The organism is Bacteroides sp. D1 (assembly GCF_000157095.2).
Taxonomy (GTDB): Bacteria; Bacteroidota; Bacteroidia; order Bacteroidales; family Bacteroidaceae; genus Bacteroides; species Bacteroides xylanisolvens.
This window is the reverse complement of record NZ_JH114350.1, coordinates 381,515-402,457: the sequence shown is the minus strand read 5'-3', so window position 1 is coordinate 402,457 and position 20,943 is coordinate 381,515. Positions and strand designations below refer to the sequence as shown.

Annotated in this window: 19 protein-coding genes; 18 read left to right on the top strand and 1 reads right to left on the bottom strand. The window is 38.2% G+C overall.

All coding sequences use genetic code 11. From position 1 onward, the window contains the following. Positions 1–46 precede the first annotated feature (46 nt). The 16 genes from BSAG_RS03325 (at position 47) to BSAG_RS03390 (ending at position 16,404) form a co-directional block, all read left to right on the top strand. Positions 47–856 (top strand): NAD-dependent epimerase/dehydratase family protein, encoded by an 810-nt coding sequence (locus BSAG_RS03325; RefSeq protein WP_008017297.1) that lies wholly within the window; start codon positions 47–49, stop codon positions 854–856. Positions 857–948: 92 nt separating this feature from the next. Further along, on the top strand, positions 949–1,491 hold the full coding sequence (locus BSAG_RS03330; protein ID WP_004314114.1) for a terminase small subunit: 543 nt from the start codon (positions 949–951) through the stop codon (positions 1,489–1,491). Between the two features lie 61 nt (positions 1,492–1,552). Then, positions 1,553–3,568 (top strand): PBSX family phage terminase large subunit, encoded by a 2,016-nt coding sequence (locus tag BSAG_RS03335; RefSeq protein WP_004314115.1) that lies wholly within the window; start codon positions 1,553–1,555, stop codon positions 3,566–3,568. A gap of 126 nt (positions 3,569–3,694) precedes the next feature. Next, the gene (locus BSAG_RS03340) at positions 3,695–5,140 is read left to right on the top strand and encodes a phage portal protein (protein ID WP_008017300.1); all 1,446 of its coding nucleotides are present in this window, start codon (positions 3,695–3,697) and stop codon (positions 5,138–5,140) included. Continuing rightward, positions 5,094–6,155, top strand: a complete 1,062-nt coding sequence (locus tag BSAG_RS03345; RefSeq protein ID WP_004315579.1) for a hypothetical protein — start codon at positions 5,094–5,096, stop codon at positions 6,153–6,155. The genes BSAG_RS03340 and BSAG_RS03345 overlap by 47 nt, the downstream gene beginning before the upstream one ends. A gap of 17 nt (positions 6,156–6,172) precedes the next feature. Further along, positions 6,173–7,750, top strand: coding sequence for a phage major capsid protein (locus BSAG_RS03350; protein WP_004315580.1), 1,578 nt, complete (start codon positions 6,173–6,175; stop codon positions 7,748–7,750). A gap of 4 nt (positions 7,751–7,754) precedes the next feature. Continuing rightward, on the top strand, positions 7,755–8,177 hold the full coding sequence (locus tag BSAG_RS03355; protein WP_008770950.1) for a hypothetical protein: 423 nt from the start codon (positions 7,755–7,757) through the stop codon (positions 8,175–8,177). 8 nt (positions 8,178–8,185) lie between these two features. Further along, positions 8,186–8,728, top strand: coding sequence for a hypothetical protein (locus BSAG_RS03360; RefSeq protein ID WP_004315582.1), 543 nt, complete (start codon positions 8,186–8,188; stop codon positions 8,726–8,728). Continuing rightward, positions 8,725–9,297 (top strand): hypothetical protein, encoded by a 573-nt coding sequence (locus tag BSAG_RS03365; RefSeq protein WP_004315583.1) that lies wholly within the window; start codon positions 8,725–8,727, stop codon positions 9,295–9,297. The genes BSAG_RS03360 and BSAG_RS03365 overlap by 4 nt, the downstream gene beginning before the upstream one ends. After that, positions 9,294–10,133 carry a hypothetical protein gene (locus BSAG_RS03370; RefSeq protein WP_004300278.1) on the top strand — a complete coding sequence of 280 codons (840 nt, stop codon included), beginning with the start codon at positions 9,294–9,296 and terminating at the stop codon, positions 10,131–10,133. The genes BSAG_RS03365 and BSAG_RS03370 overlap by 4 nt, the downstream gene beginning before the upstream one ends. Beyond that, the gene (locus tag BSAG_RS25360) at positions 10,130–10,285 is read left to right on the top strand and encodes a hypothetical protein (RefSeq protein WP_004318783.1); all 156 of its coding nucleotides are present in this window, start codon (positions 10,130–10,132) and stop codon (positions 10,283–10,285) included. The genes BSAG_RS03370 and BSAG_RS25360 overlap by 4 nt, the downstream gene beginning before the upstream one ends. Before the next feature lie 49 nt (positions 10,286–10,334). Then, a complete protein-coding gene (locus tag BSAG_RS03375; RefSeq protein WP_008770951.1) occupies positions 10,335–10,856 on the top strand; it encodes a hypothetical protein in 522 nt (173 codons plus the stop codon). Between the two features lie 30 nt (positions 10,857–10,886). After that, a complete protein-coding gene (locus tag BSAG_RS25355; RefSeq protein WP_004311558.1) occupies positions 10,887–11,048 on the top strand; it encodes a hypothetical protein in 162 nt (53 codons plus the stop codon). A gap of 2 nt (positions 11,049–11,050) precedes the next feature. Next, on the top strand, positions 11,051–14,962 hold the full coding sequence (locus BSAG_RS03380) for a phage tail tape measure protein (RefSeq protein ID WP_008017308.1): 3,912 nt from the start codon (positions 11,051–11,053) through the stop codon (positions 14,960–14,962). 2 nt (positions 14,963–14,964) lie between these two features. Continuing rightward, the gene (locus BSAG_RS03385) at positions 14,965–15,546 is read left to right on the top strand and encodes a hypothetical protein (protein ID WP_004313384.1); all 582 of its coding nucleotides are present in this window, start codon (positions 14,965–14,967) and stop codon (positions 15,544–15,546) included. Between the two features lie 384 nt (positions 15,547–15,930). After that, the gene (locus BSAG_RS03390; protein WP_008997730.1) at positions 15,931–16,404 is read left to right on the top strand and encodes an RNA polymerase sigma factor; all 474 of its coding nucleotides are present in this window, start codon (positions 15,931–15,933) and stop codon (positions 16,402–16,404) included. 84 nt (positions 16,405–16,488) lie between these two features. Here BSAG_RS03390 and BSAG_RS03395 read toward each other — a convergent pair whose 3' ends face one another. Further along, the gene (locus BSAG_RS03395; protein WP_008997729.1) at positions 16,489–17,292 is read right to left on the bottom strand and encodes a deaminase; all 804 of its coding nucleotides are present in this window, start codon (positions 17,290–17,292) and stop codon (positions 16,489–16,491) included. A gap of 340 nt (positions 17,293–17,632) precedes the next feature. Between BSAG_RS03395 and BSAG_RS03400 the strand changes: the two genes are divergently transcribed. Both BSAG_RS03400 and BSAG_RS03405 read left to right on the top strand, forming a co-directional pair. Then, the gene (locus tag BSAG_RS03400; protein ID WP_008770954.1) at positions 17,633–19,624 is read left to right on the top strand and encodes a hypothetical protein; all 1,992 of its coding nucleotides are present in this window, start codon (positions 17,633–17,635) and stop codon (positions 19,622–19,624) included. 4 nt (positions 19,625–19,628) lie between these two features. Beyond that, positions 19,629–20,942: a hypothetical protein gene (locus BSAG_RS03405; RefSeq protein WP_008770955.1), complete on the top strand. Its 1,314-nt coding sequence runs from the start codon at positions 19,629–19,631 to the stop codon at positions 20,940–20,942. Position 20,943 lies beyond the last annotated feature (1 nt).

The following is a 20,943-nucleotide window of genomic DNA, read 5'->3' as shown; positions in this document are numbered from 1 at the left end:
TGAACCTAGGTGTGTCTTTAAACAAGATGCACCTTTAGTTTTTGTGATGATGAGAAAAATGATTGTAACCGGCAGTGAGGGATTTATTGGTAAAGCCCTTTGCCGAGAATTAGCTAAAAGGGATGTCGAAGTCATAGGACTTGATCGAAAGTCTGGTATTGAAGCCACAAAAGTATGTGAGCTCCTGAAAAATGGGGGTATTGATTGTGTGTTCCATTTGGCGGCGCAAACTAGTGTGTTTAATGGAAACCTGGAACAGATCAGGAAGGATAACATTGATACTTTCATGCGAGTAGCTGATGCATGTAACCAGTATCATGTGAAGTTAGTATACGCCAGTTCGTCAACGGCGAATCCGGAGAATACCACTTCCATGTATGGAATAAGCAAGTATTTCGATGAACAGTATGCATCTATCTATTGTAAGGCTGCGACCGGGTGCCGGCTGCATAATGTATATGGACCTAATCCGCGAAAAAGAACTCTTCTCTGGTTCCTGATAGAAAAGGAAAACGTGTCTTTATACAATTGTGGTCAGAATATCCGGTGCTTCACTTACATAGATGATGTCGTCGAAGGGCTTATTTATGCGGTGGGCTGTAACCGGCAGCTTATCAATATTTGTAACGTCCAACCTGTGACTACTATGTATTTTGCATCTTTAGTAAAATACTACAAACCGCTTGAAATAGAGTTGATTAATAAAAAACGAGATTTTGACAATTTGGAGCAATCGGTGAACCAGGATATCTATTTAGTACCTTTGTCCTATACGTCAGTCGAGGACGGAGTAAAAAAGGTATTCGCCATGCGGAGAGAGGATAATTCTCAAAAAAATGCGGGGGCGGAGAAATAGAAATCCTTTGAATGTACAACCATTCTAATTTATTCCTGCATGTTGAGTAACTATCATTGTTTCTTCATGCAGGAATTTAATAATTTGAAGCTATGAGTAGAGAGAATGTATTAACATTGAAACAAGAGAAGTTCTGTCAATATTACGTTGATATTGATGGCAACGCAAGTGAAGCATACCGGATGGCTTACGACTGCACTAAGATGAAGCAGGAGAGCGTTTGGCGCAATGCTCATGCCCTTATGCAGAACATCAAGGTTACATCAAGGATAAAAGAGATAAGAGAAAAGAGGGCGAAAGAATCTGAAGTTAAACGTGAGACTGTGGAACGTGTGCTGATGGATATCATAACTTCTGATCCTAATGACTTGTATATTGTCGATGAGCTAACAGGTAAGGTAAAGATGAAAAGTCCATCGCAGCTTCCAAAGCGTACACGCAATGCATTGAAGAAGATTCAGAATAAGAGAGGAGAAGTTGTCTATGAGTTCAACGGTAAAACAGAAGCCGCTCGTTTGCTTGGTGCCTGGAATGGATGGGAAGCCGATAAGAATGTCAATATCAAAGGTGGAGACGGAAATAAAGTCGGTGAACTTCGTATCGGATTTGAAGATAATGAGAATTCGGAAGAATAGAACAATTTGAACTGCAAAATCCGGTATTCATCCTACGGAGAAACCTTACTTTTAGAACAATATGGTTATAAATTATAAGAAGCTAAATCCTAACGGATTCTATCTATTGAAGTACTTGAATGATGAGACTATCCGTTTTATCATTCTCTATGGAGGTTCATCTTCCGGTAAGTCGTATAGTGTGGCACAAACAATACTGATACAGACATTACAGGATGGTGAGAACACTCTTGTCATGCGTAAGGTAGGAGCTTCTATTCTCAAAACCATTTATGAAGATTATAAGGTCGCTGCGATCGGTCTTGGCATCTCCCATTTGTTCAAATTTCAACAGAATACTATTAAATGTCTGGTAAATGGTGCGAAGATAGATTTCTCCGGTCTTGACGATCCGGAGAAGATAAAAGGTATCTCTAACTATAAGCGAGTTCAGTTAGAGGAATGGTCAGAGTTCGAGCATCCGGATTTCAAGCAGCTACGTAAGCGTTTGCGTGGTAAGAAAGGGCAGCAGATTATTTGTACCTTCAACCCGATTAGTGAAAGCCATTGGATAAAGAAAGAGTTTATTGATAAAGATAAATGGCATGATGTACCGATGACGGTTACCATTGCCGGCAAAGAGTTGCCGAAAGAACTTACCAAGGTCAAATCCGTAAAGAAGAATGCACCCAGGCAAATACTTAATCTTCGTACTAAGCAAATCGAGGAACAGGCACCTAATACAGTTATTATCCAATCTACCTATTTGAATAATTTTTGGGTGGTCGGTAGTCCTGACGGTGCGTATGGTTTCTATGATGAGCAATGTGTTGCCGACTTTGAGTATGATAGAGTTCACGATCCGGACTATTACAATGTGTACGCATTGGGAGAATGGGGTGTCATTCGTACCGGTAGTGAGTTCTTCGGTTCCTTCAATCGTGGCAAACATTCCGGTGAACATAAGTATGTTCCGGACTTACCTATTCATATCTCTGTCGATAACAACGTGCTTCCGTATATCAGTGTATCATATTGGCAGGTCGATTTCACAACTGGTACCAAGGTTTGGCAATTCCATGAAACGTGCGCTGAAAGCCCAAACAATACAGTAAAGAAAGCCTCCAAACTTGTTGCAAAGTATCTGAAATCTATCCAATATTCTGATAGGTTATATGTACATGGTGATGCATCAACGAAAGCGGCAAACAGCATTGACGATGAGAAGCGTTCCTGGATGGACTTATTCATAGATACATTGCAGAAAGAAGGATTCGAGATTGAAGATAAGGTAGGCAACAAGAATCCGAGTGTTGCCATGACCGGTGAGTTTGTTAATGCCATTTTTGATTGTACTGTTCCCGGTATAGAGATATACATTGACGAATCATGTTCGGTATCTATTGAGGACTACATGAGCGTACAGAAAGATGCTAACGGTGCCATTCTTAAAACTAAGGTCAAGAATAAAACTACCTTGCAGACTTATGAGGAGCACGGGCACCTGTCTGATACGTTCCGATATGTCGTTGTGGATTTGTGTAGTGAGCAGTATATAGAGTTTAGTAACCGGCGAAAAAGAAACTTGTATGCTTGTAATGGCACTATTAATTTCTTCAATCCAGATACCGAATGTAAATACACTAAGAAGATTCTATATGTGATGCCGAATGTTAATGGGAAATTTGTCCTTATACAAGCGTTTAGATGTGGAAATAAATGGCATGTTGTTGATGTCGTATTTATGGATACTACTTCAACAGAAGATATACGTTCTTCTATTTTGTCCCATGAATCTGATTCATGTGTAATTGAATGTACAGATGCTTATTTCCCTTTTATCCGGGAACTCCGTTCTAGTACAAACAAGGAGATTCGTGTAATGAAAGAGTTTCCGGATGTAGATAAGCGTATTGCTGCAACATCTGATTATGTGAAAAATAGTATTCTTTTTTCTGCATCAAAAGTAGAATCTGATACGGAATATGTTGCCTTCATGAATAATCTGATGGACTATAATAAAGATAGTGAAACAAAAGAGGCCAGTGCTGTTTTGAGTGGGCTAGTACAGTTCGTTGTAAAATTAGGTTTGAATTGAATTGCGTTATATGTGATTGAAAATAAGGATGTTGTATTGTTGATATTATGTTTTCGTAATTTCAAGATTTTAGTGTTTTGGAAAACGGTTTTCCTTTTTACTTAGTTTTGCTCAAAAAGGAACCCAATGAATATTTTTTTTGATAATCTATTTGGAAAGAAATCTAAGACTAAAGGTGAAGTTGAAATAGTTACTTCATCTGAAAATAAGGATATAGATACTCAAAGTGGCAAGGCTGAAAAATGGTCAGTTGCATACATTGAGGACCTTACTAGTCCTATTGTAGCGGGCAGTAACTATCTAACGCTATTCAGTACGATACCTGAAGTCTTTTTCCCGATCGATTATATTGCATCGCGAATTGCAGGTGCTAATTTTCAATTGAAGAAAACTAAGGATGACAGTATAGTATGGGCGAATAAACGAATGAATGGCATACTTAGTCGTCCTAATTGTTTGATGCGTTGGAAAGAATTGATTTATCAGCACCATATTTATAAATTGTGTACAGGGAATAGCTTTATTCGTGCCGCTATGCCTGATGTCTTTTCTACAGCTGAAAAATGGAGATATTGCGATAATTATTGGGTGCTACCTTCTGATAAGACTATTGTAGAACCTGTTTACGGGAATATGCCATTGTTTGGTATTGCCCAAACAGAAGATATTATTCGTAGCTATCGTTTGGAGTATGGTTGGAATGGTAGTTTGGAAATTCCTCCATACCAAATATGGCATGATAGAGACGGAAGTGCAGAGTTCTATTCAGGGGCTATGTTCTTGAAGTCCAAAAGTCGTCTTGCTTCCCAAAATAAGCCAATGTCAAATCTAATAGCTGTATATGAAGCTAGAAATGTGATTTATGTAAAGCGGGGTGGATTGGGCTTTATTGTAAGTAAGAAAACTGATGCTACCGGTTCAATAGCGTTGACTGACGATGAAAAGGAACAGCTTTTGAAGCAAAATTTTGAGAAGTATGGTGTAAGGAAGGGCCAGGTACCTTATGGTATTTCAGATGCAGATATTGACTTTGTTCGTACTAATCTTTCTATTGCAGAGTTACAGCCGTTTGAAGAGACTTTGGCTGATGCAATAAATATTGCAGGGGCATACGGCATCCCTGCCGTTCTTGTTCCGCGAAAAGACCAGTCCACATTTAGCAATCAGGCTACTGCTGAAAAGAGCGTATATTGTTCAACTGTTATTCCTATGGCCAAACAATTCTGCAAGGATTTTACAGCTTTCCTTGGTCTTGAAGGAGGGGGATATTATTTGGATTGTGATTTCTCTGATGTTGATTGTTTGCAGGAAGGATTGAAAGAATCCGAGGACGTAAAGACAAATATAAATAAACGTTGTCGTGAACAATTCTCATGTGGGCTTATAACGCTCAATGACTGGCGTGCCCAAATAGGTGAAAGTATGATAGAAAATCCCTTGTTTGACAAATTGAAATTTGATATGTCAGATGAGGAACTGGATAAAGTAAATCGAGTTTTTAACACTAAAAGTGGAGATGAAAAAGATGGAAGAGAAAATCAAAAGCCTTCAGTACAAGACAAAGGCAAATGATGTTGATGAGAAGGGTATCGTTACCGTTGCGGTGAATGGTATCGGTGTGAAGGACTCACAAAATGACATATCTATGCCCGGCTCATTCAATAAGACATTGAAAGAAAATATTGGTCGGATGCGTTGGTTCCTGAATCATCGTACAGACCAGTTGTTAGGTGTTCCGTTGAGTGGTAAGGAAACAGAAGGTAATTTGGTTATGGTCGGTCAGTTAAATCTTGAAAAACAGATTGGCCGTGATACGTTAGCTGATTATAAACTGTTTGCAGAGAATGGCAGAACACTTGAACATTCTATTGGGGTCAAGGCCATTAAAAGAGATTCTGTTGATCCCTGTAAAGTGCTTGAATGGCGTATGATGGAATATTCAACATTGACAAGTTGGGGGAGTAATCCCCAGACTTTCCTTGTGAATATTAAGTCTGCTACTGCCGACCAGGTAAAGGAGGCTGTTGATTTCGTTCGGAAAGCGTTCTTGCAGCATGGATATAGTGATGAACGTTTAAAAGGATACGATATGGAATTAAGTTTATTACTGAAGAGCCTCAACGGTGGTGCCGTTGTCTCATGTCCTCATTGTGGTCATCAATTTGATTATGATGCAGAAACAGAGCATACCTTTGCCCAACAGGTATTAGATTATGCTGCTGATTATCAGAGATGGATAACACAGGACATTGTAAGGGAAGAAATGGAGAAGCTCACTCCGGAGATTAGAACCCAAGTAATTTCTCTTATTGATTCTGTCAAATCAGAAAAGAAAGAATTTTCTCAAAAGGGTCTACAAGACCTTATGAATTATGTAAGATGTCCCCACTGTTGGGGAAAAGTATATCGTTCGAATGCTATTCTGCAAAACACTTCTGAAGATACCACCGGAAAAAATGAGCCGTCTGTTGACACTCAAGAAAAGAATGACGGGGAAAATGGGAACGATGAAGTGACGATTAAAGCCGCTGATAATGGCACTTTATTCGATTTTAAGAGTTTGAATAGCTGTTTCGAGAATAAATAACTTAAAATTTAAATTTTATGCCAATTAGAAAATTTACAGTATCAGATTTTAATCTGAAAACGGACGGCTTGCCGGCAGAACAGAAGGCGTTTATGGAAAACATCGTCGGCATGATGTGTGAAGTAGTAAACAAGTCCCTTGAAGGAATTGCATCACCGGATGAGGTATCAAAACAGTTTGACGATATTAATAAATTGCTGAAATCCTATGACAATGAGAAGTTTCAGCAATTGGTTAAAGACAATGAAGAACTCGTTGCCCAGGTAAAGACCCTTGGAGAAAGTATTGAGAAAATGAAACAAAAGGGCTTGTCTATGAATGCTATCAACAAGTTCGATGAGAAGTTGAACGAGATGCTTGATTCTGAAAAATTCAGAGATTTCGCAGAAGGAAAAACACGCAAATCAGGAGAATTTGACGGCTTCTCCTTGAAAGATGTCGTTTCCATGACTGACAATTACACCGGTGATTTGTTGATTACTCAACAACAGAAACGTGTTGTGACTCAGGTTGCCAACAAAAAGTTGCATATGCGTGATGTATTAACGACGCTGACAGCTGATCCTGCATATCCTCAACTCGCCTATGCGCAAGTATATGCTTTCAACCGCAATGCCCGTTTTGTAACAGAGAACGGTCGTTTACCGGAATCAAGTATCAAGGTAAAAGAGATACAGACAGGAACTAAGCGCCTTGGTACTCATATCCGTATCTCAAAACGTATGTTGAAATCAAGAGTGTACATTCGTTCCTACATCTTGAACATGCTTCCTGAAGCTGTTTGGATGGCAGAAGACTGGAACATTTTGTTTGGTGACGGTAATGGTGAGAATTTGCTTGGTATTATTAATAATACTGGGGTGACTTCTGTAGAGAAGATTATTAGTACAGCCATTGTTACAGGTGCCGCTGGTGCTGTAAAAGCTATTACCGGATATAACGGTGATAAGGATGTGATTGTAGAGTTTGCAGAACCACAGGATTTGATTCTTGATGGAATGAGTATCACGTTCGCTGGCGCCGCTGTTCTTACAGAACTGAACAAAACACACGCTCTTGTGAAAATGGAAGATGGTCGTATCCTTATTCCTGGTGTCGCGTTCTCCGGTGCTGAAACGGCTACGGATAAAATGACATTCAGTGTTCATGAAGCCGGCTTTAAGAACATTGAGGAACCCAACTCTGAAGATGTAGTGAAAACAGCTTTCGCCGCAATGACATATGCCCAGTATTTTCCGAATGCTATTATTCTTAATCCAATGACTGTTAACGGTATGGAATCAGAAAAAGATACGACAGGACGTAATCTTGGTATCGTTAAAATGGTTGATGGGGTGAAATATATTGCCGGTCGTCCGATTATCGAGTATGGTGGTATTCTTCCAGGTAAGTATCTTTTAGGTGACTTTAACCAAGCCGCAAATTTGGTTGATTATACCACTTTGACACTTGAATGGGCTGAAGATGTGGAGACCAAGCTTTGCAATGAGGTTGTGCTGATGGCACAAGAAGAAGTTATCTTCCCGATTTATATGCCGTGGGCTTTCGCTTATGGGGATTTGGCCGCATTGAAGACTGCAATAACTAAAGCGTAGGATTATGGATTACATACTTAGAGGTAACGATAAGGATGTAACCAATGTGCTTAAAGAGCAACGCATTCGGATTAATAGAGGGATGATTCAACTCATCCCTATTTCCGAATGTGGTCTTGTTACAGAAGAAGATGCCCGAAAGACATTGGAATGTATGCTTGCAGAGAAAAATGAAGAGATTGGCAGGCTTACTGCATCCATTGCAGAGAAAGATAAGACAATTGTTGAACTGACAGAAGAGCGTGAAACAATGAAAGCTCGCATTGCAGAACTTGAAGTACAGGTGCCTTCTGATGAAAAGAATCTTCCGGTTGCCGATTCAAAAGATTTGCAAGAGGAAGATGCCAAGGAGGTAACTGTTACAGATGATAAAGCCGTTTCCGTGGAAGATGAAAAGAAAACCGGGAAAAGCAAGACTTCTAAATAACTATCGCTATGTTGATTGATGTTTCATATTTTATGTCAGGTCCCAGGCATATTGAGAATGTTTCGGTCGCTGAAATGCCTTCGCCCCAATCTCTTGCTGTGAATGAGGTGATAAATGGGTATATTAAGGCATTTCAGCCCGAATTTCTCCGGAATGTTGTTGGTGTGACTCTTTCCCAAGCTATCACAGATTATTTGGAGCTTATTGAACGGGAAAAGGAAGATTCTTCAGATGAAGTTGATATTTCAGAAGAGAAGGAAGCCCCCCAGTCCGGATATGCAGTATTATGCGAGAAGCTGTGTGAACCGTTCGCTGACTATGTCTTTTATCATATTCTTCGTGACGCAAACACCCAGGCTACAATAACCGGGCTTGTCCGTTTGAAATGTGCTAATGAATATGTAGCTCCTTTGAAGAGACAAGTAAGCACATGGAATAGCATGGTAGAGAAGAATAAACAGTTTGTTGAATGGGCTATGTCGAATGATTGTCCTTTCGATGTGCAAATAACCAAGAATCTTTTGACCCCAATTAATGCTTTCAATTTATGATAGATTTAGATATAACAGAACTGTTTGAGGAGATTGTAAAGGAACTTCCAGAAGGGCTTGAAATCCTCTATCCAAATGGGAAAGGGGGAACTAAAGTTGTGAAGTCCCCAAGGTTGAATTACATCTTCGGTAGCAGTCAATATATCAAAGATATTTTAGATGAATACAGTAAGTCTTCTGCCCAGTCTGAAAGGAAGTTTCCATTGGTTGCACTATTCACTCCAATTAGTGAGGATAGAGGTGACGCGGATTATTTTTCAAAAGCAAAGGTTTCGTTAATTATAGCATGTTCTTCTTGTAAAGAGTGGAGCAATGAGATGCGCAGAACCACATCTTTTAAAAATATCCTTCGGCCAATCTATAAACGTTTATTGGAAGTATTATATGAAGATTCTCGGTTCGACTGCGACTATGACGAAAAAGTGAAACATAGTTATTCAGAAAACTATTCATATGGCAGATACGGAGCCTATACAGATTCCGGTGAGGCTGTGAGCGAGCCGATTGATGCCATAAATATACGCTCGATGGAAATAAAAATTAATAATCTTAATTGTAGAAGAAAATGAGAAAGATTAGAACGTGTAAGGGTTCCCGGATGAACACTGGTAGTTCTGCTTGTAGCATTGACTGGAAAAAGGTCAAAGGTGCTATCTTGACAGAACATGGTGTCAAACTCCCTGCTGATATAACAGGTGAGAAGTTGCTCGAATTGTGCCATGCAGACCGTCCCGGGCGTATTTACCCTATTTTGCCATTCCTGGAGTATGCCAAGAATGGTGGAGAGCCTCAAGTTAATCCTGTAGGGTACGGTGCAAGTGAATACAACGGGCTAAGCGCTCAAACAGACACCTTCACTTTGAAGAAATTTGATGAGGTTTTGAATGCCCAGCTTCTGAAATGTGCCAATAAAGGATGGGACGTTTACTTTTGGAATCAGGATAATATGTTGATCGGTTATAATGATGACACTGATATCCTTGCCGGTATTCCGATGTCTACTGTTTATCCGACCGTGACACAGTACCCGACCAGTAGTGCTAAGTCTGCGATGACTGTTAGTTTTTCACATGAAGATGTGGAAGACAGCCAATTGCACTTTGACTACGTGCAGTTAGACTTCAATCCCAAGAATTTCGTTAAAGGCTTGGTTGATGTTGTGTTTCAAAAGTTGGAGGCCGAAAATACTTACAAAATAGTTGAAGTTGTTGGTGGTTATGACCGTACAGAAGAATTTGGCAGTCTTATTGCTGATGGTGCTGCTGAAGTTATGAATAACGTAACTTCTGCTACGTATTCGGATGGTATCATTACCATTGTTCCTAAAGCCGGGGCGGTTCCTTCGTTGAAAGCTCCTTCTGTATTGTATGAAAAAGGAATCAGAGGTATTGAGCAGGTGTCATGAAGGTAGATAATGTTACGTTCGTCGAAGCTGCTGTGAAGGGCATGACGAAGGAAGAGTTTATTAATGCACACATTAAAGTCGTGTGGCAGGAACTGAAGGAAGCTGACCGTAAGAAGAAGCTCTCGGAAGTGTACGATGCGATAACTAAGTAACCGACGGGCTGGGGTGTGATTACAGCCCAGCCCGTTATATTTTTACTGTATGGCAGATTTTGATGAATTACATAGAGTTATTCATTCCATTGCATCCGGGTTTGAAGAGGAATGTATTAGGTGTATGGAAGAACATAAGAATGTGCTCGTTGATTGTATTCAGGAGCAATTATATTCCGGTCTGGACGGTACTGAACATCTATTGAATCCTGATTATGATACTGACACCTATTTTAACGAGCCCGGTCCCTGGCAGAACCGTGCGGAACAATATAAACGATGGAAGGAGAGGATAACTCCACCTCTTAGAAGTGAGATGCTTTATTTGCCACCGCGTCCGATTGAGGTACCTAACCTCTTTATTACTGGTACTTTCTATGATAGCATAACTGCCGATAGAATTGATTCCGGGCTTCGATTCTCAACGAAAGGATTTACGGACGGTAGTTCTATTGAGAAGAAATACGGTGAGCAGATTTTAGGCATTGGTGATACAGCTAAAGAGTACTTTAATATTATGTATCTCCGTCCCTGGATGGAACGTTTCTTTTCAGAATGTGGATATCTGTAGAAAATGGCTTGTAGTTGCGAAATAAAAAAGATGCAGAGTGAACTGGAACGTATCAGTGATCTTGCAAAGAAAGCAGCTGTCTTGGATGGTTGCATGTATGTCGTTTATCAGAAAGAAGATGGTACCTATGCTTTTGATAAACTAGGAGTTGAGATAAAAGGAAAGATTGTTGAATATAGACATTACCTGTAATTATGGCAGATTTAAAATTAAAAGATTTCGTTGATGAGAACGATTTGCAGAAATTGGTGGAGCTTGATAATACTATTGAGCGTGTGAGGGCTGATTATGTTAATGCGGCCAAAGAATTAGCAAAAGGTTTGAAACTAAATGTAGAAGGCGTTGCTGATCTTGAAAAGTTGAGTAATCTTTATAATACTCAAGCAAAAACGGCTGGTTCTGCATCTGCTGAATTAACCGAGGCTCTTAGAAAACAGTCTGAAATAACTCAAACTGTCAGTAAGAAGATAGAGGAAAAGCTAAATGTAGAGAAATTATCTGCTGCTGAATTGAAGAAACTAACCAAGGCAAACTCGGATAATGCTGCGTCCTTGGAAAAGGCTGCTAAAGCGGAAGCTAACTTGACAAAAGCGCAGAATGCCGGTAATACTACTCGTAAGAAAGCTGTTTTATCTGAAGAAGAACGTTTAAAACTTATCAGAACTGCTATTACCTTGACTAATCAGGAAGTACATAGCCGTTCACAAGCAAAGGAAATGAATAAGCAGCTGCAAAAGGCTGTTGATGTTTTGAAAGATACGGATGAAAACTATATTCGTACACTTGCCCGTCTTAATTCTACTATTGGAATCAACACTGATTACATAAAGCGAAATTCCGATCGATATAGTCAACAGAAAATGACAATTGGTGCATACCGGGAAGAAGTGAAGGCTGCATGGATTGAAATACAGAACGGTAATAAGTCCATGCAGAACATGGGAATTATTGCCCGGAATGCTGGAATGATGCTTAAAACGGAGATGGCTCCTGGGCTAAACAAAGTTGGTGCAGGATTGAAAGGGTGGGCTGCTGGATATATTGGTGCACAAGCTGTTGTTAGTGGAGTTGTTGCTTTATTTACAAAACTGCGTGAAGGAGTAGGTGATATTGTTAAATTTGAATTAGCTAATAGTAGGCTTGCTGCAATATTAGGAACCACTTCTGATAAAGTGAAGGAGTTAACTGCGGATGCTCAACGTTTGGGTGCTACAACGAAATACACTGCATCCGAAGCTACGGATTTGCAAATAGAACTTGCTAAACTAGGTTTTACTCGAAAAGAAATATTAGACGCAACAGAGCACGTTCTAAAATTTGCACAAGCTACCGGGGCAGAATTAGCAGATGCGGCTTCATTGGCAGGTGCTTCTCTTCGTATGTTTAATGCTGATACAAGAGAAACTGAAAGATATGTGTCTGCGATGGCTGTCGCAACAACCAAAAGCGCATTGTCGTTTTCATATCTCGCTACTGCATTACCAATTGTTGGACCGGTTGCAAAAGCCTTTAATTTCAGTATTGAAGATACTTTGGCTTTGTTGGGTAAATTATCGGATGCCGGCTTTGATGCTTCAATGGCTGCTACTGCTACCCGTAATGTTTTTCTAAATTTAGCTGATAGTAATGGAAAGCTGGCAAAGGCGTTAGGTAAGCCCGTTAAAACATTGCCTGAGTTAGTTGAAGGATTGAAATCGCTAAAAGAAAAAGGGGTAGACTTGAATACTACTCTTGAATTAACTGATAAGCGTAGTGTTGCCGCTTTTAATGCCTTTCTCACCGCTGTTGATAAAATATTACCACTTAGAGAACAGATTACTGGTGTAGAACGTGAATTGGGCGATATGGCTCACACGATGGGAGATAATGTTCATGGAGCTCTTGCTAACTTATCTTCAGCATGGGAAGCGTTTATGCTTTCTTTCTCCGAGTCAACGGGACCTGCTAAGGAGTTTCTTAATTGGATGGCTGATAAAATAAGAGGTATCGCCAATGATTTGAAATCTCCTGAAGAAAAAATAGAAAAGATAGATTATAATTTTAGAACACTTGCAAAAAAAGATGCGAACAAAAAGTTATTGGAAGTAGAAAAAGATTTTCAGGCAGAATATAAGAGGCTTATTGATGCTGGTGATACAGAGGAACAAGCATACACAAAAGCTGTTATTCAAATGAAAAATAAACGTATTGAAGTAACGGCCCAAGAGAGAGAAGCTTTAAAACGGATGAAAACTCGTGCTCAATATGCAACATCAGAGTTTGAAGATATGTCTTGGATAAAGAATGGTGCTGCTAAAATGTTTGGCTATTACACATCGGAAGCAGAAAAAGCGGATAAGGCTCAGTTGGAATTTTCTAAAAACTTATTCAAAATAGCATCTAGCGATGAATTTAATCGTGGACTTGATGTGATTGCAGAAAAGTTCCGTCCAAAGGGTAACGACAAAAATGGTTCAGGTATAACAGTCCTTACTGATAAAGAAAAACGTGAACAGGAAAAAGCTCTCAAAGAGAAGCTGAAAATTCATGAAACTTATCAGGAGTCAGAACTAGCTCTTATGGATGAGGGACTGGAGAAAGAACTTGCTAAAATTGGTGTTGCTTACTCGAAGAAGATTGCTGCCGTCAAGGGTAATAGCAAAGAGGAAATTGCTACACGTCAGAATTTAGCTAAGGAAATGCAGGAAAAGCTAGATGAGTTTACTATTAAGTATAATTCTGATCGTGAGAAGAAGGATGTTGAGAACGCTCTTGCTGTTGTAAAAAAGGGGTCCCAGGAAGAACTTGATTTGAAATTGCACCAGTTGGAATTGCAACGTGAAGCAGAAATTGATGCAGCAGAGAAAACAGGTGAAGATGTTTTTCTCATTGACGACAAATATGCAAAAAAGAAACAAGAACTTTACGAAAGACATGCATCCGATCAGGTGCAATTAATAGCAGAGAATGCAGCGCATGAGCAGGAAATCCGGGATGCTGCATATGTTATGGATACGCTTGCTCTTAAAAAACAGTTAGCTTCTAAGGAAATAACCCAGCAAGAGTATGCAGAACTTGAGTATCAGTTAAAATTAGATTATGTACGTAAAACAACCGAAGCTGCAATTGATGCGTTGGAGTTGGAACTTCGAAACGAAAATTTGAGTGCAGAGGATAGGGCAAAGATTGCAGAGCAGTTACAGAAATTGAAAGCGGACCTTTCCCAGCAAGAAGCAGAAGCGGAAATAGATGCTATCAATAAAGTTACTAAAGCGGATGAGAAAGCACAGAAAGAACGTCAGAGGAATCTGAAAAAATGGCTTCAAACTGCATCTCAAGCAGTGGGTGCTATTGGTGATCTAGTCTCTACTATTTATGATGGTCAGATTCAGAAAATAGAAGAAGAGCAGGAAGCTAATGATGAGAAATATGATAAGGATGTAGAACGAATACAGAATCTAGCTGATTCGGGAGCAATCTCCGAAGAAGAAGCAGAAGCTCGTAAGCGTGCGGCCAAGGAAAGAACTGAAGCTAAGAATGCTGAACTTGAAAAACAAAAACAAGAAATGGCACGTAAACAAGCCATTTGGGAAAAGGCGACTAGTGTCGCTCAAGCTGGAATAGCCACTGCACTGGCAATAACTGAAGCTTTACCGAATATTCCTTTATCTATTGTTATTGGTGCCATGGGAGCAATTCAGGTTGCAACTATTCTTGCAACTCCTATTCCTTCCTATGCAGACGGTACTCAAGGTAATGATAGGCATCCCGGCGGTGCCGCTTTAGTTGGTGATGCCGGTAAACATGAAGTTATCATGTATTCTGGAAAAGCATGGATTACTCCTGATACTCCAACTTTAGTTGATATTCCTAAAGGTGCGCAAGTCTTTCCTGATGTTGATAAGGTAGATATCTCTAATTTTGATATACCGGATTGGGACTTTCCCACATTTTCACCGACATATTTTGCATCTTCTTCCGGTGACACCATTGTTTTCAATGATTATTCCCGATTAGAAAAAAGGGTTGATAGAACAAATTTCCTTTTGATGAAGAGTCTAAAAATGCAACGCCAAGATGCTTCTAACCGTGAATTTGAACTGTATAAGTTATCTAAACTGAAATAGCCATGATTGAAAGATTAAATCAGATAACATTGAGTGATTTCATTGAACTTTCATGCGGAAACTATGCTTGTTTGCTTTCGGACTGCAAATCTATGTCCGAAAGCACGCTTAAAGAAATAGCGTCTAAATTACTTGTCGAATACAGAAGTATTGTTAATCCTTCGAATATGAAGGCTATGGTAATGGACAAAGAGGATATGCTGAAAGAACGTGCCAAACTATTGAGTCTTCGTATTTGTCAGGCTCTTGTTTCTCTTGGCTTTTATGATGATGTTCGTCAGGTATTGGGTCAACTAAATGTAGATACCCGAAATATGAGTGATGAACAAGTAATATCGAAGATTGATTATTTACTTCATTCTGCAATTTTTGAGCAAAAACGGAATGAGGAAAGACGCAGTGAGGAACATAAAGGAAGTAAGGCTACTCCTGAACAAATTCGTTCTTCTTTTGATGCTGAGATTGCTTTTCTAATGACATTCTTTAAAATGAGTATTGATTCTCGTGTAATTAGTGCTGCTGTCTACGCAAATATCGTTCATCAAGCTGATGTTGAAATATCGATCAGAAAAAGAAGCACATGATAATATTGGTACTACATATATGCTGTAATTCGATTAATTTTTAATTAAAGCGAATTATTTCATACAGTCGTTTGTACATCTCCTTTAGAATCACAAACGACTTTTTTATGAATAGAAAAAACAGCATCCATTGTATAAATAGGCATTTATACAATGTTTTATTGTCAGAATTACGTACATTAGAGACGAAGTGTAATCGGATAACAGCAGAAGTGTCCGAGGTAAAAAAAATGATTGCCTTATTGCCCCCCGATATAGGCACTCTTATTAGTTCAATCGAGCGTTCTGCTAAGGAAATGCACGAACAAAGTATCATGCACCGGAAATATGTGGAAAGGTGCATTAATGGCGAACCGAAGATACACCTAATAAGGAGGGCTGACAATGGACTTTGAAAAGGAATTATCAGAAATATATCCTTGGATATTAAAGGTGGCAAGAAAATTCTGCTGTTCCATGCAAGATGCTGAAGACTTAGCCGGTGATACAGTTTATAAGCTACTTGTGAATCGTGATAAATTTGATTGTTCTAAACCACTTCAACCGTGGTGCCTTATTATAATGAGGAATACTTATATAATAAGATACAATAGAAATTCCCTTATACATTTTACAGGGCTTGATATGGTAGACGGAAGTGCCATTTCTAACTGTACAGCTCATTCAATACTGTTTGATGATTTGGTTTCCACAATACAACGGTGTGCTAAAAAATCCCGTTGTATTGATAGTGTGATGTATTATGCTAGTGGATATTCTTATGATGAGATAAGTGAAATCCTGAACATTCCTGTTGGAACTGTAAGAAGTCGTATTTCTTCTGGACGAAAACAATTATGTCAAGAACTTAAATATTAATTTTATATGTTATTGTAGTGATTACTGGCAATCGAAAAGAAATATTATATAATTTTTTCCGATTGTCAGTAATTTATTAAATTATTATCTGTTTCTAACTTGCCATTGAAAAGTTATATCAGTTTCAGTCATCTCTAATAACTTTATTAATATAACAAAGGTACTATCCGTTGGAGAAATAATTGCAATATCTCCAACTTTCATTCTGGCAAAATGAGAAGGCTCTCTAAACACAAAAGGGTCTGTAATATCTTCAAATTTTTGGGCTCCTTTAGCACTGCGAATTGATTCATTTGGTCCCATTAAATCTACGATCCCATGTACATATTGCAATGTACACCATCTGAATTTGATGGAACGATTATCTTTTTCAGAAAATTTTATTTCAAAATTTTTACCACTGCCAATTACCGCTACTCGTCTTATACCTGATCCATATCCAATATTACAGTCACCATAAATAAAAGTCGATGATTCAATTTTATTCCTTAGTTTAGGTGTGAAAAAGCTAACATTAATATTATTTTCAAGTAGTTTTTCATAACCTTGGCAATAAATTGCCCCATTGGGGTCTAATATTCCTATAATTACATCTTTGATACCACTCTCTATGATTAAATCTGTGCAGGATTGCAGTGGCTGATTATTTGCTATATTTATGCACGGTTCTAGAGTTGTCACTAAAGTTGCTCCATTAAGAGTAGATTTATCAAGTTTCTCTATCGCTATTCTTTCAGCATGTTTTGAGGACTCTTCATCCTTAAAAGCTTTTGCCAATATGATTCCGTCTTTTGCTATTACAGCTCCAACTTTAGGAAATGAAGTACATTTTGATTGTTCTTCTATTGCAATCTTCATTAAATCGACATTTGATAATTTCTGTTCCATTTTGATTATTGTATTTGTTTTTTTCAAAGATATAAATATTAAATTGAAAACAAGAATGCTAATATGAAATATTTTCACTTTTGAAAGCTATGATAATTTTTTAATATAGATATCGGTATAAAAAGGAAGCTGTGATGCGAATGGCGATATTTCTTTTGAAAGTAAATAACTATATATAGGGAGTTTTAAAATGAGAATTTCTTCTCTTATAATGTATTCCTTTGATAAATAGATGATTATATGATGATTTGATAAGGGGAGACTTTCAAGAATTTAGCCAATCGGAAAACCGGTTGGCTTTTTCTATATATTTGCTCGTGAACGTTCAAAAGGAGTTAAAATGCTTTGTAAATATGTACTTACCGTTGATAGTATTTCCTATGATATTCCCAAATCTTGTATTCAGAATTGGGATGAAATAAAGTTTTCCCGTAAACGCTCCGGACTTGAAGGAATAACTAGAACCTTTACTTCAAAATTCCAGTTTGTGGGAGAAGCCTATGATCTCATATTGGAGGAGTATTTGAGCAAATACCTAGCTTCTAATGCTAGTATCACTGTTTATACTATAACTAATTCTCATACTTATGAAGAATTCTTCAGTTGCCGACTGGATTTCGGTTCATTGACCTATGATGGAAATACTGTTTCTATTAATTCGATAGATGATAGTGTCGCTAATATCATAAAGGCTAACAAAGGAACGCAGTACGAATATTCGGTAGATGAGATAAAAGATACATATCAGCTTTATTATGATTCTGTAAGTATGAATTATAGTCAACCGCATACATTAGGTGGTAATACTGTAGAAAATGATGCTTCTTTGCAATATATCGTAATTGACAAAGGAATATATGTAGAAGCTATAACATATTCGCTTCCCTTATATATTTCTGGTGGTGAACTTCCGTCACGGGATTCACCTCTTGAGTTTTATGATGTACCACAGGAATCGAAAGATGATCCAAATGTATTTGTTAAAGCCTTGTCCGACATTGATATAGTATTGAATTTTAGTTTTGAATACTATATCAGTTATAGTGATGCGTATACAACTAAAGCTGAAATTGTTCTAGGTGGGCGTTACGAAGATGGTCGTTTAGTCGAGTTGAAAAGATGGGGGTATAATAAGGGGGATGTTACTCCAAGTAATCTGAATGAATCCATCAAGATTCATCTGACTAAAGGGCAGGCTTTATTTTTTGATTTGAATGTAACATTTAACAGAGTTAATGCTTCTACTGGCAATATTTATTTTCGTAATTTCAAATTTGAGACACGCTTTACTTCTCGAGCTAACCCTATCTATGTGGATGCAATAAGACCTATTGATGTGTTAAACCGATTGCTTAAAAGCATGAATGGTGGAAATGAAGGTATCTATGGTGAAATAGCTTCAGGTGTTGATGAAAGGTTAGATAATTGCGTGATATTAGCTGCTGAAAGTATCCGTGGAATCCCCCAAGCTAAGCTATATACTTCTTATACAAAGTTTAAAAACTGGATGGAAACAGTTTTTGGCTTTGTGCCTGTGATCAATGGTGTCACTGTTTTTTTTAAACACCGGGACAAATTGTTTAGTGATAACAATGTAAAGGATTTAAACAGCAGCTTTTCTAGTTTTGAGTATAAGGTTGATTCATCAAGAATATATTCTTTGGTTAGGGTAGGATATGATAAACAGGACTATGAAAGTATGAATGGTCGTGACGAATTCCGATTTACTACTGAATATACTACTGGCATTGATATAACTGATAATGTATTAGAGTTGATTAGCCCTTACCGTGCTGATGTTTATGGAATTGAATTCTTATCGCAAAAGAGAGGCCAAGATACAACGGATAGTGAAAGTGACAATGATGTGTTTTTTGTTTGTGCCAGTACTACATTACATGATAATGGCGGAGTACAAACATATAAAGAGTATAGGCTTATAAGGAGCGGTTGGGAAATAAGTGGTGTACTTGATCCTGAAACGATGTTTAATACCATGTATTGGCAAGGAGGCATATTGCAAGCAAATGCCGGCTATATTGGTATGTTTACTAAAAAACTATCTTATTCTTCTTCTGACGGTAATAGTGATGTTGTTGTCAATGGTATAGGAATGAAAGATGATTTTAACGTTGAAAGTGGTATTATAACTTGTGGAGATGTTTCATTCACAACTTATAATGAAGATATTCCACCAACAGATGATGAAACGATTAAAATCTTAAAAGATGATCTAGTTTACGAGGGCTACATCAAAGAGGTGAGTAGTACAGTTGAGAGAAACGAGGGAGTGAAGTATGATTTATTTGTCCGTTCAATAACAAAAGCCTAGAAATATGATTATAAGCCCGTTTACCCCACTGTTTTTTTCTCCGTCTACCGATAAATTTGGAGCGAAGAGTAAATATGTGCAATTATTCGCACGTACAGACAGGATTTTTGTTGAATTGATTTTGACAGCCAAAGAGCAGGAGCCTATAGTTTACATTAATAATCTTTTAAGTAATATATCTACACCTGTATCATTAAGCTCATGGAAGATGAATGATGATAAGATTCTTTATTTCTATAACATTTCATTGCTTCCATGTGGATACTATACTGTAACAGTTAATGGGAATACGAGTGAGATTTTTAAAGTTACGGACGATGAATGTGAGTTATCAGAAACCAGCCTTATTCAGTATTCAATGAAAGATAATAAGCAGCGTCTTGATGCTGTCTGGTGGATAGATGGGATGCAATACTTTTTTGATTTTCGCGTTCCTGGTGGTTTCAAAGATAACGGATGGACGTTCGGTGTGGATAATGAGCAGTTCGTGACCTCTGATGAGGATATTGTTGAGCTATTCAGCCACGAATATACAACAGTATTATTCACGCTTGGAAATGGGATGGGATGCCCTGTGTGGTTTGCTGAATTATTGAATCGTGTCTTATGCTGTAATTACGTCTACTTTGATGGTGTTCGATATACCAGAAAGGAAAGTAATGTTCCGGAACTTAACCAGCAAATAGAGGGATTGAAGAGTTTTGTGTTCAATCAAATGTTACAGAAGGTAAGAACGATGAATCCAGTTTTGGAATGGAATAACCAGCTTGCTATGAGGTGTGTACAAAGCGGTGCTTATAGGATAGCAGATGATGAAGGAATGCGTAGTATCAAGTATGGTTCAGAAAGTGAGGTTGCAGAGGTCGGAGCATATATCAATATGACTAAGGCTATTCCTAATACTGGAGTTTCTATTAATAGTGATACTATGGTTACTGTCAACAGTATTCATCACCCAGGTGTTGATGAAAATTCATATTGGGATTTGATTGCAATCAAGACGACTGACATAGATAACAAGTATATTGGTAGAAGAGGTTACGGTAAACTTACAGTTAATGGACTGGATAGACTAAAGAACGATTTGGACAACGGTTCGATAAATTTGCGTGCTGTACTATATAAAGGAGATTCGTATACTAACCTCATTGAAGGGAGTGTAATCAGTAGGGATGGTGTATGTGTCTTGAAAGGTATTAACGGTGGAGATATTGGTGCTCTGAAGGAGTTCCAACTTTATCTTGATAATGTCTATGATTGCGACATAGATAATCTTGGTATGACCATTGAGCTTGTATGGGTATATGAAAATGATTAAA

What these genes read in the sequence shown, in the direction of transcription:
- BSAG_RS03325 (WP_008017297.1), top strand. Translation starts at nt 47, where the DNA reads ATGATGAGAAAAATGATTGTAACCGGCAGTGAGGGATTTATTGGTAAA.
- BSAG_RS03330 (WP_004314114.1), top strand. Translation starts at nt 949, where the DNA reads ATGAGTAGAGAGAATGTATTAACATTGAAACAAGAGAAGTTCTGTCAA.
- BSAG_RS03335 (WP_004314115.1), top strand. Translation starts at nt 1,553, where the DNA reads ATGGTTATAAATTATAAGAAGCTAAATCCTAACGGATTCTATCTATTG.
- BSAG_RS03340 (WP_008017300.1), top strand. Translation starts at nt 3,695, where the DNA reads ATGAATATTTTTTTTGATAATCTATTTGGAAAGAAATCTAAGACTAAA.
- BSAG_RS03345 (WP_004315579.1), top strand. Translation starts at nt 5,094, where the DNA reads ATGGAAGAGAAAATCAAAAGCCTTCAGTACAAGACAAAGGCAAATGAT.
- BSAG_RS03350 (WP_004315580.1), top strand. Translation starts at nt 6,173, where the DNA reads ATGCCAATTAGAAAATTTACAGTATCAGATTTTAATCTGAAAACGGAC.
- BSAG_RS03355 (WP_008770950.1), top strand. Translation starts at nt 7,755, where the DNA reads ATGGATTACATACTTAGAGGTAACGATAAGGATGTAACCAATGTGCTT.
- BSAG_RS03360 (WP_004315582.1), top strand. Translation starts at nt 8,186, where the DNA reads ATGTTGATTGATGTTTCATATTTTATGTCAGGTCCCAGGCATATTGAG.
- BSAG_RS03365 (WP_004315583.1), top strand. Translation starts at nt 8,725, where the DNA reads ATGATAGATTTAGATATAACAGAACTGTTTGAGGAGATTGTAAAGGAA.
- BSAG_RS03370 (WP_004300278.1), top strand. Translation starts at nt 9,294, where the DNA reads ATGAGAAAGATTAGAACGTGTAAGGGTTCCCGGATGAACACTGGTAGT.
- BSAG_RS25360 (WP_004318783.1), top strand. Translation starts at nt 10,130, where the DNA reads ATGAAGGTAGATAATGTTACGTTCGTCGAAGCTGCTGTGAAGGGCATG.
- BSAG_RS03375 (WP_008770951.1), top strand. Translation starts at nt 10,335, where the DNA reads ATGGCAGATTTTGATGAATTACATAGAGTTATTCATTCCATTGCATCC.
- BSAG_RS25355 (WP_004311558.1), top strand. Translation starts at nt 10,887, where the DNA reads ATGCAGAGTGAACTGGAACGTATCAGTGATCTTGCAAAGAAAGCAGCT.
- BSAG_RS03380 (WP_008017308.1), top strand. Translation starts at nt 11,051, where the DNA reads ATGGCAGATTTAAAATTAAAAGATTTCGTTGATGAGAACGATTTGCAG.
- BSAG_RS03385 (WP_004313384.1), top strand. Translation starts at nt 14,965, where the DNA reads ATGATTGAAAGATTAAATCAGATAACATTGAGTGATTTCATTGAACTT.
- BSAG_RS03390 (WP_008997730.1), top strand. Translation starts at nt 15,931, where the DNA reads ATGGACTTTGAAAAGGAATTATCAGAAATATATCCTTGGATATTAAAG.
- BSAG_RS03395 (WP_008997729.1), bottom strand. Translation starts at nt 17,292, where the DNA reads ATGGAACAGAAATTATCAAATGTCGATTTAATGAAGATTGCAATAGAA.
- BSAG_RS03400 (WP_008770954.1), top strand. Translation starts at nt 17,633, where the DNA reads ATGCTTTGTAAATATGTACTTACCGTTGATAGTATTTCCTATGATATT.
- BSAG_RS03405 (WP_008770955.1), top strand. Translation starts at nt 19,629, where the DNA reads ATGATTATAAGCCCGTTTACCCCACTGTTTTTTTCTCCGTCTACCGAT.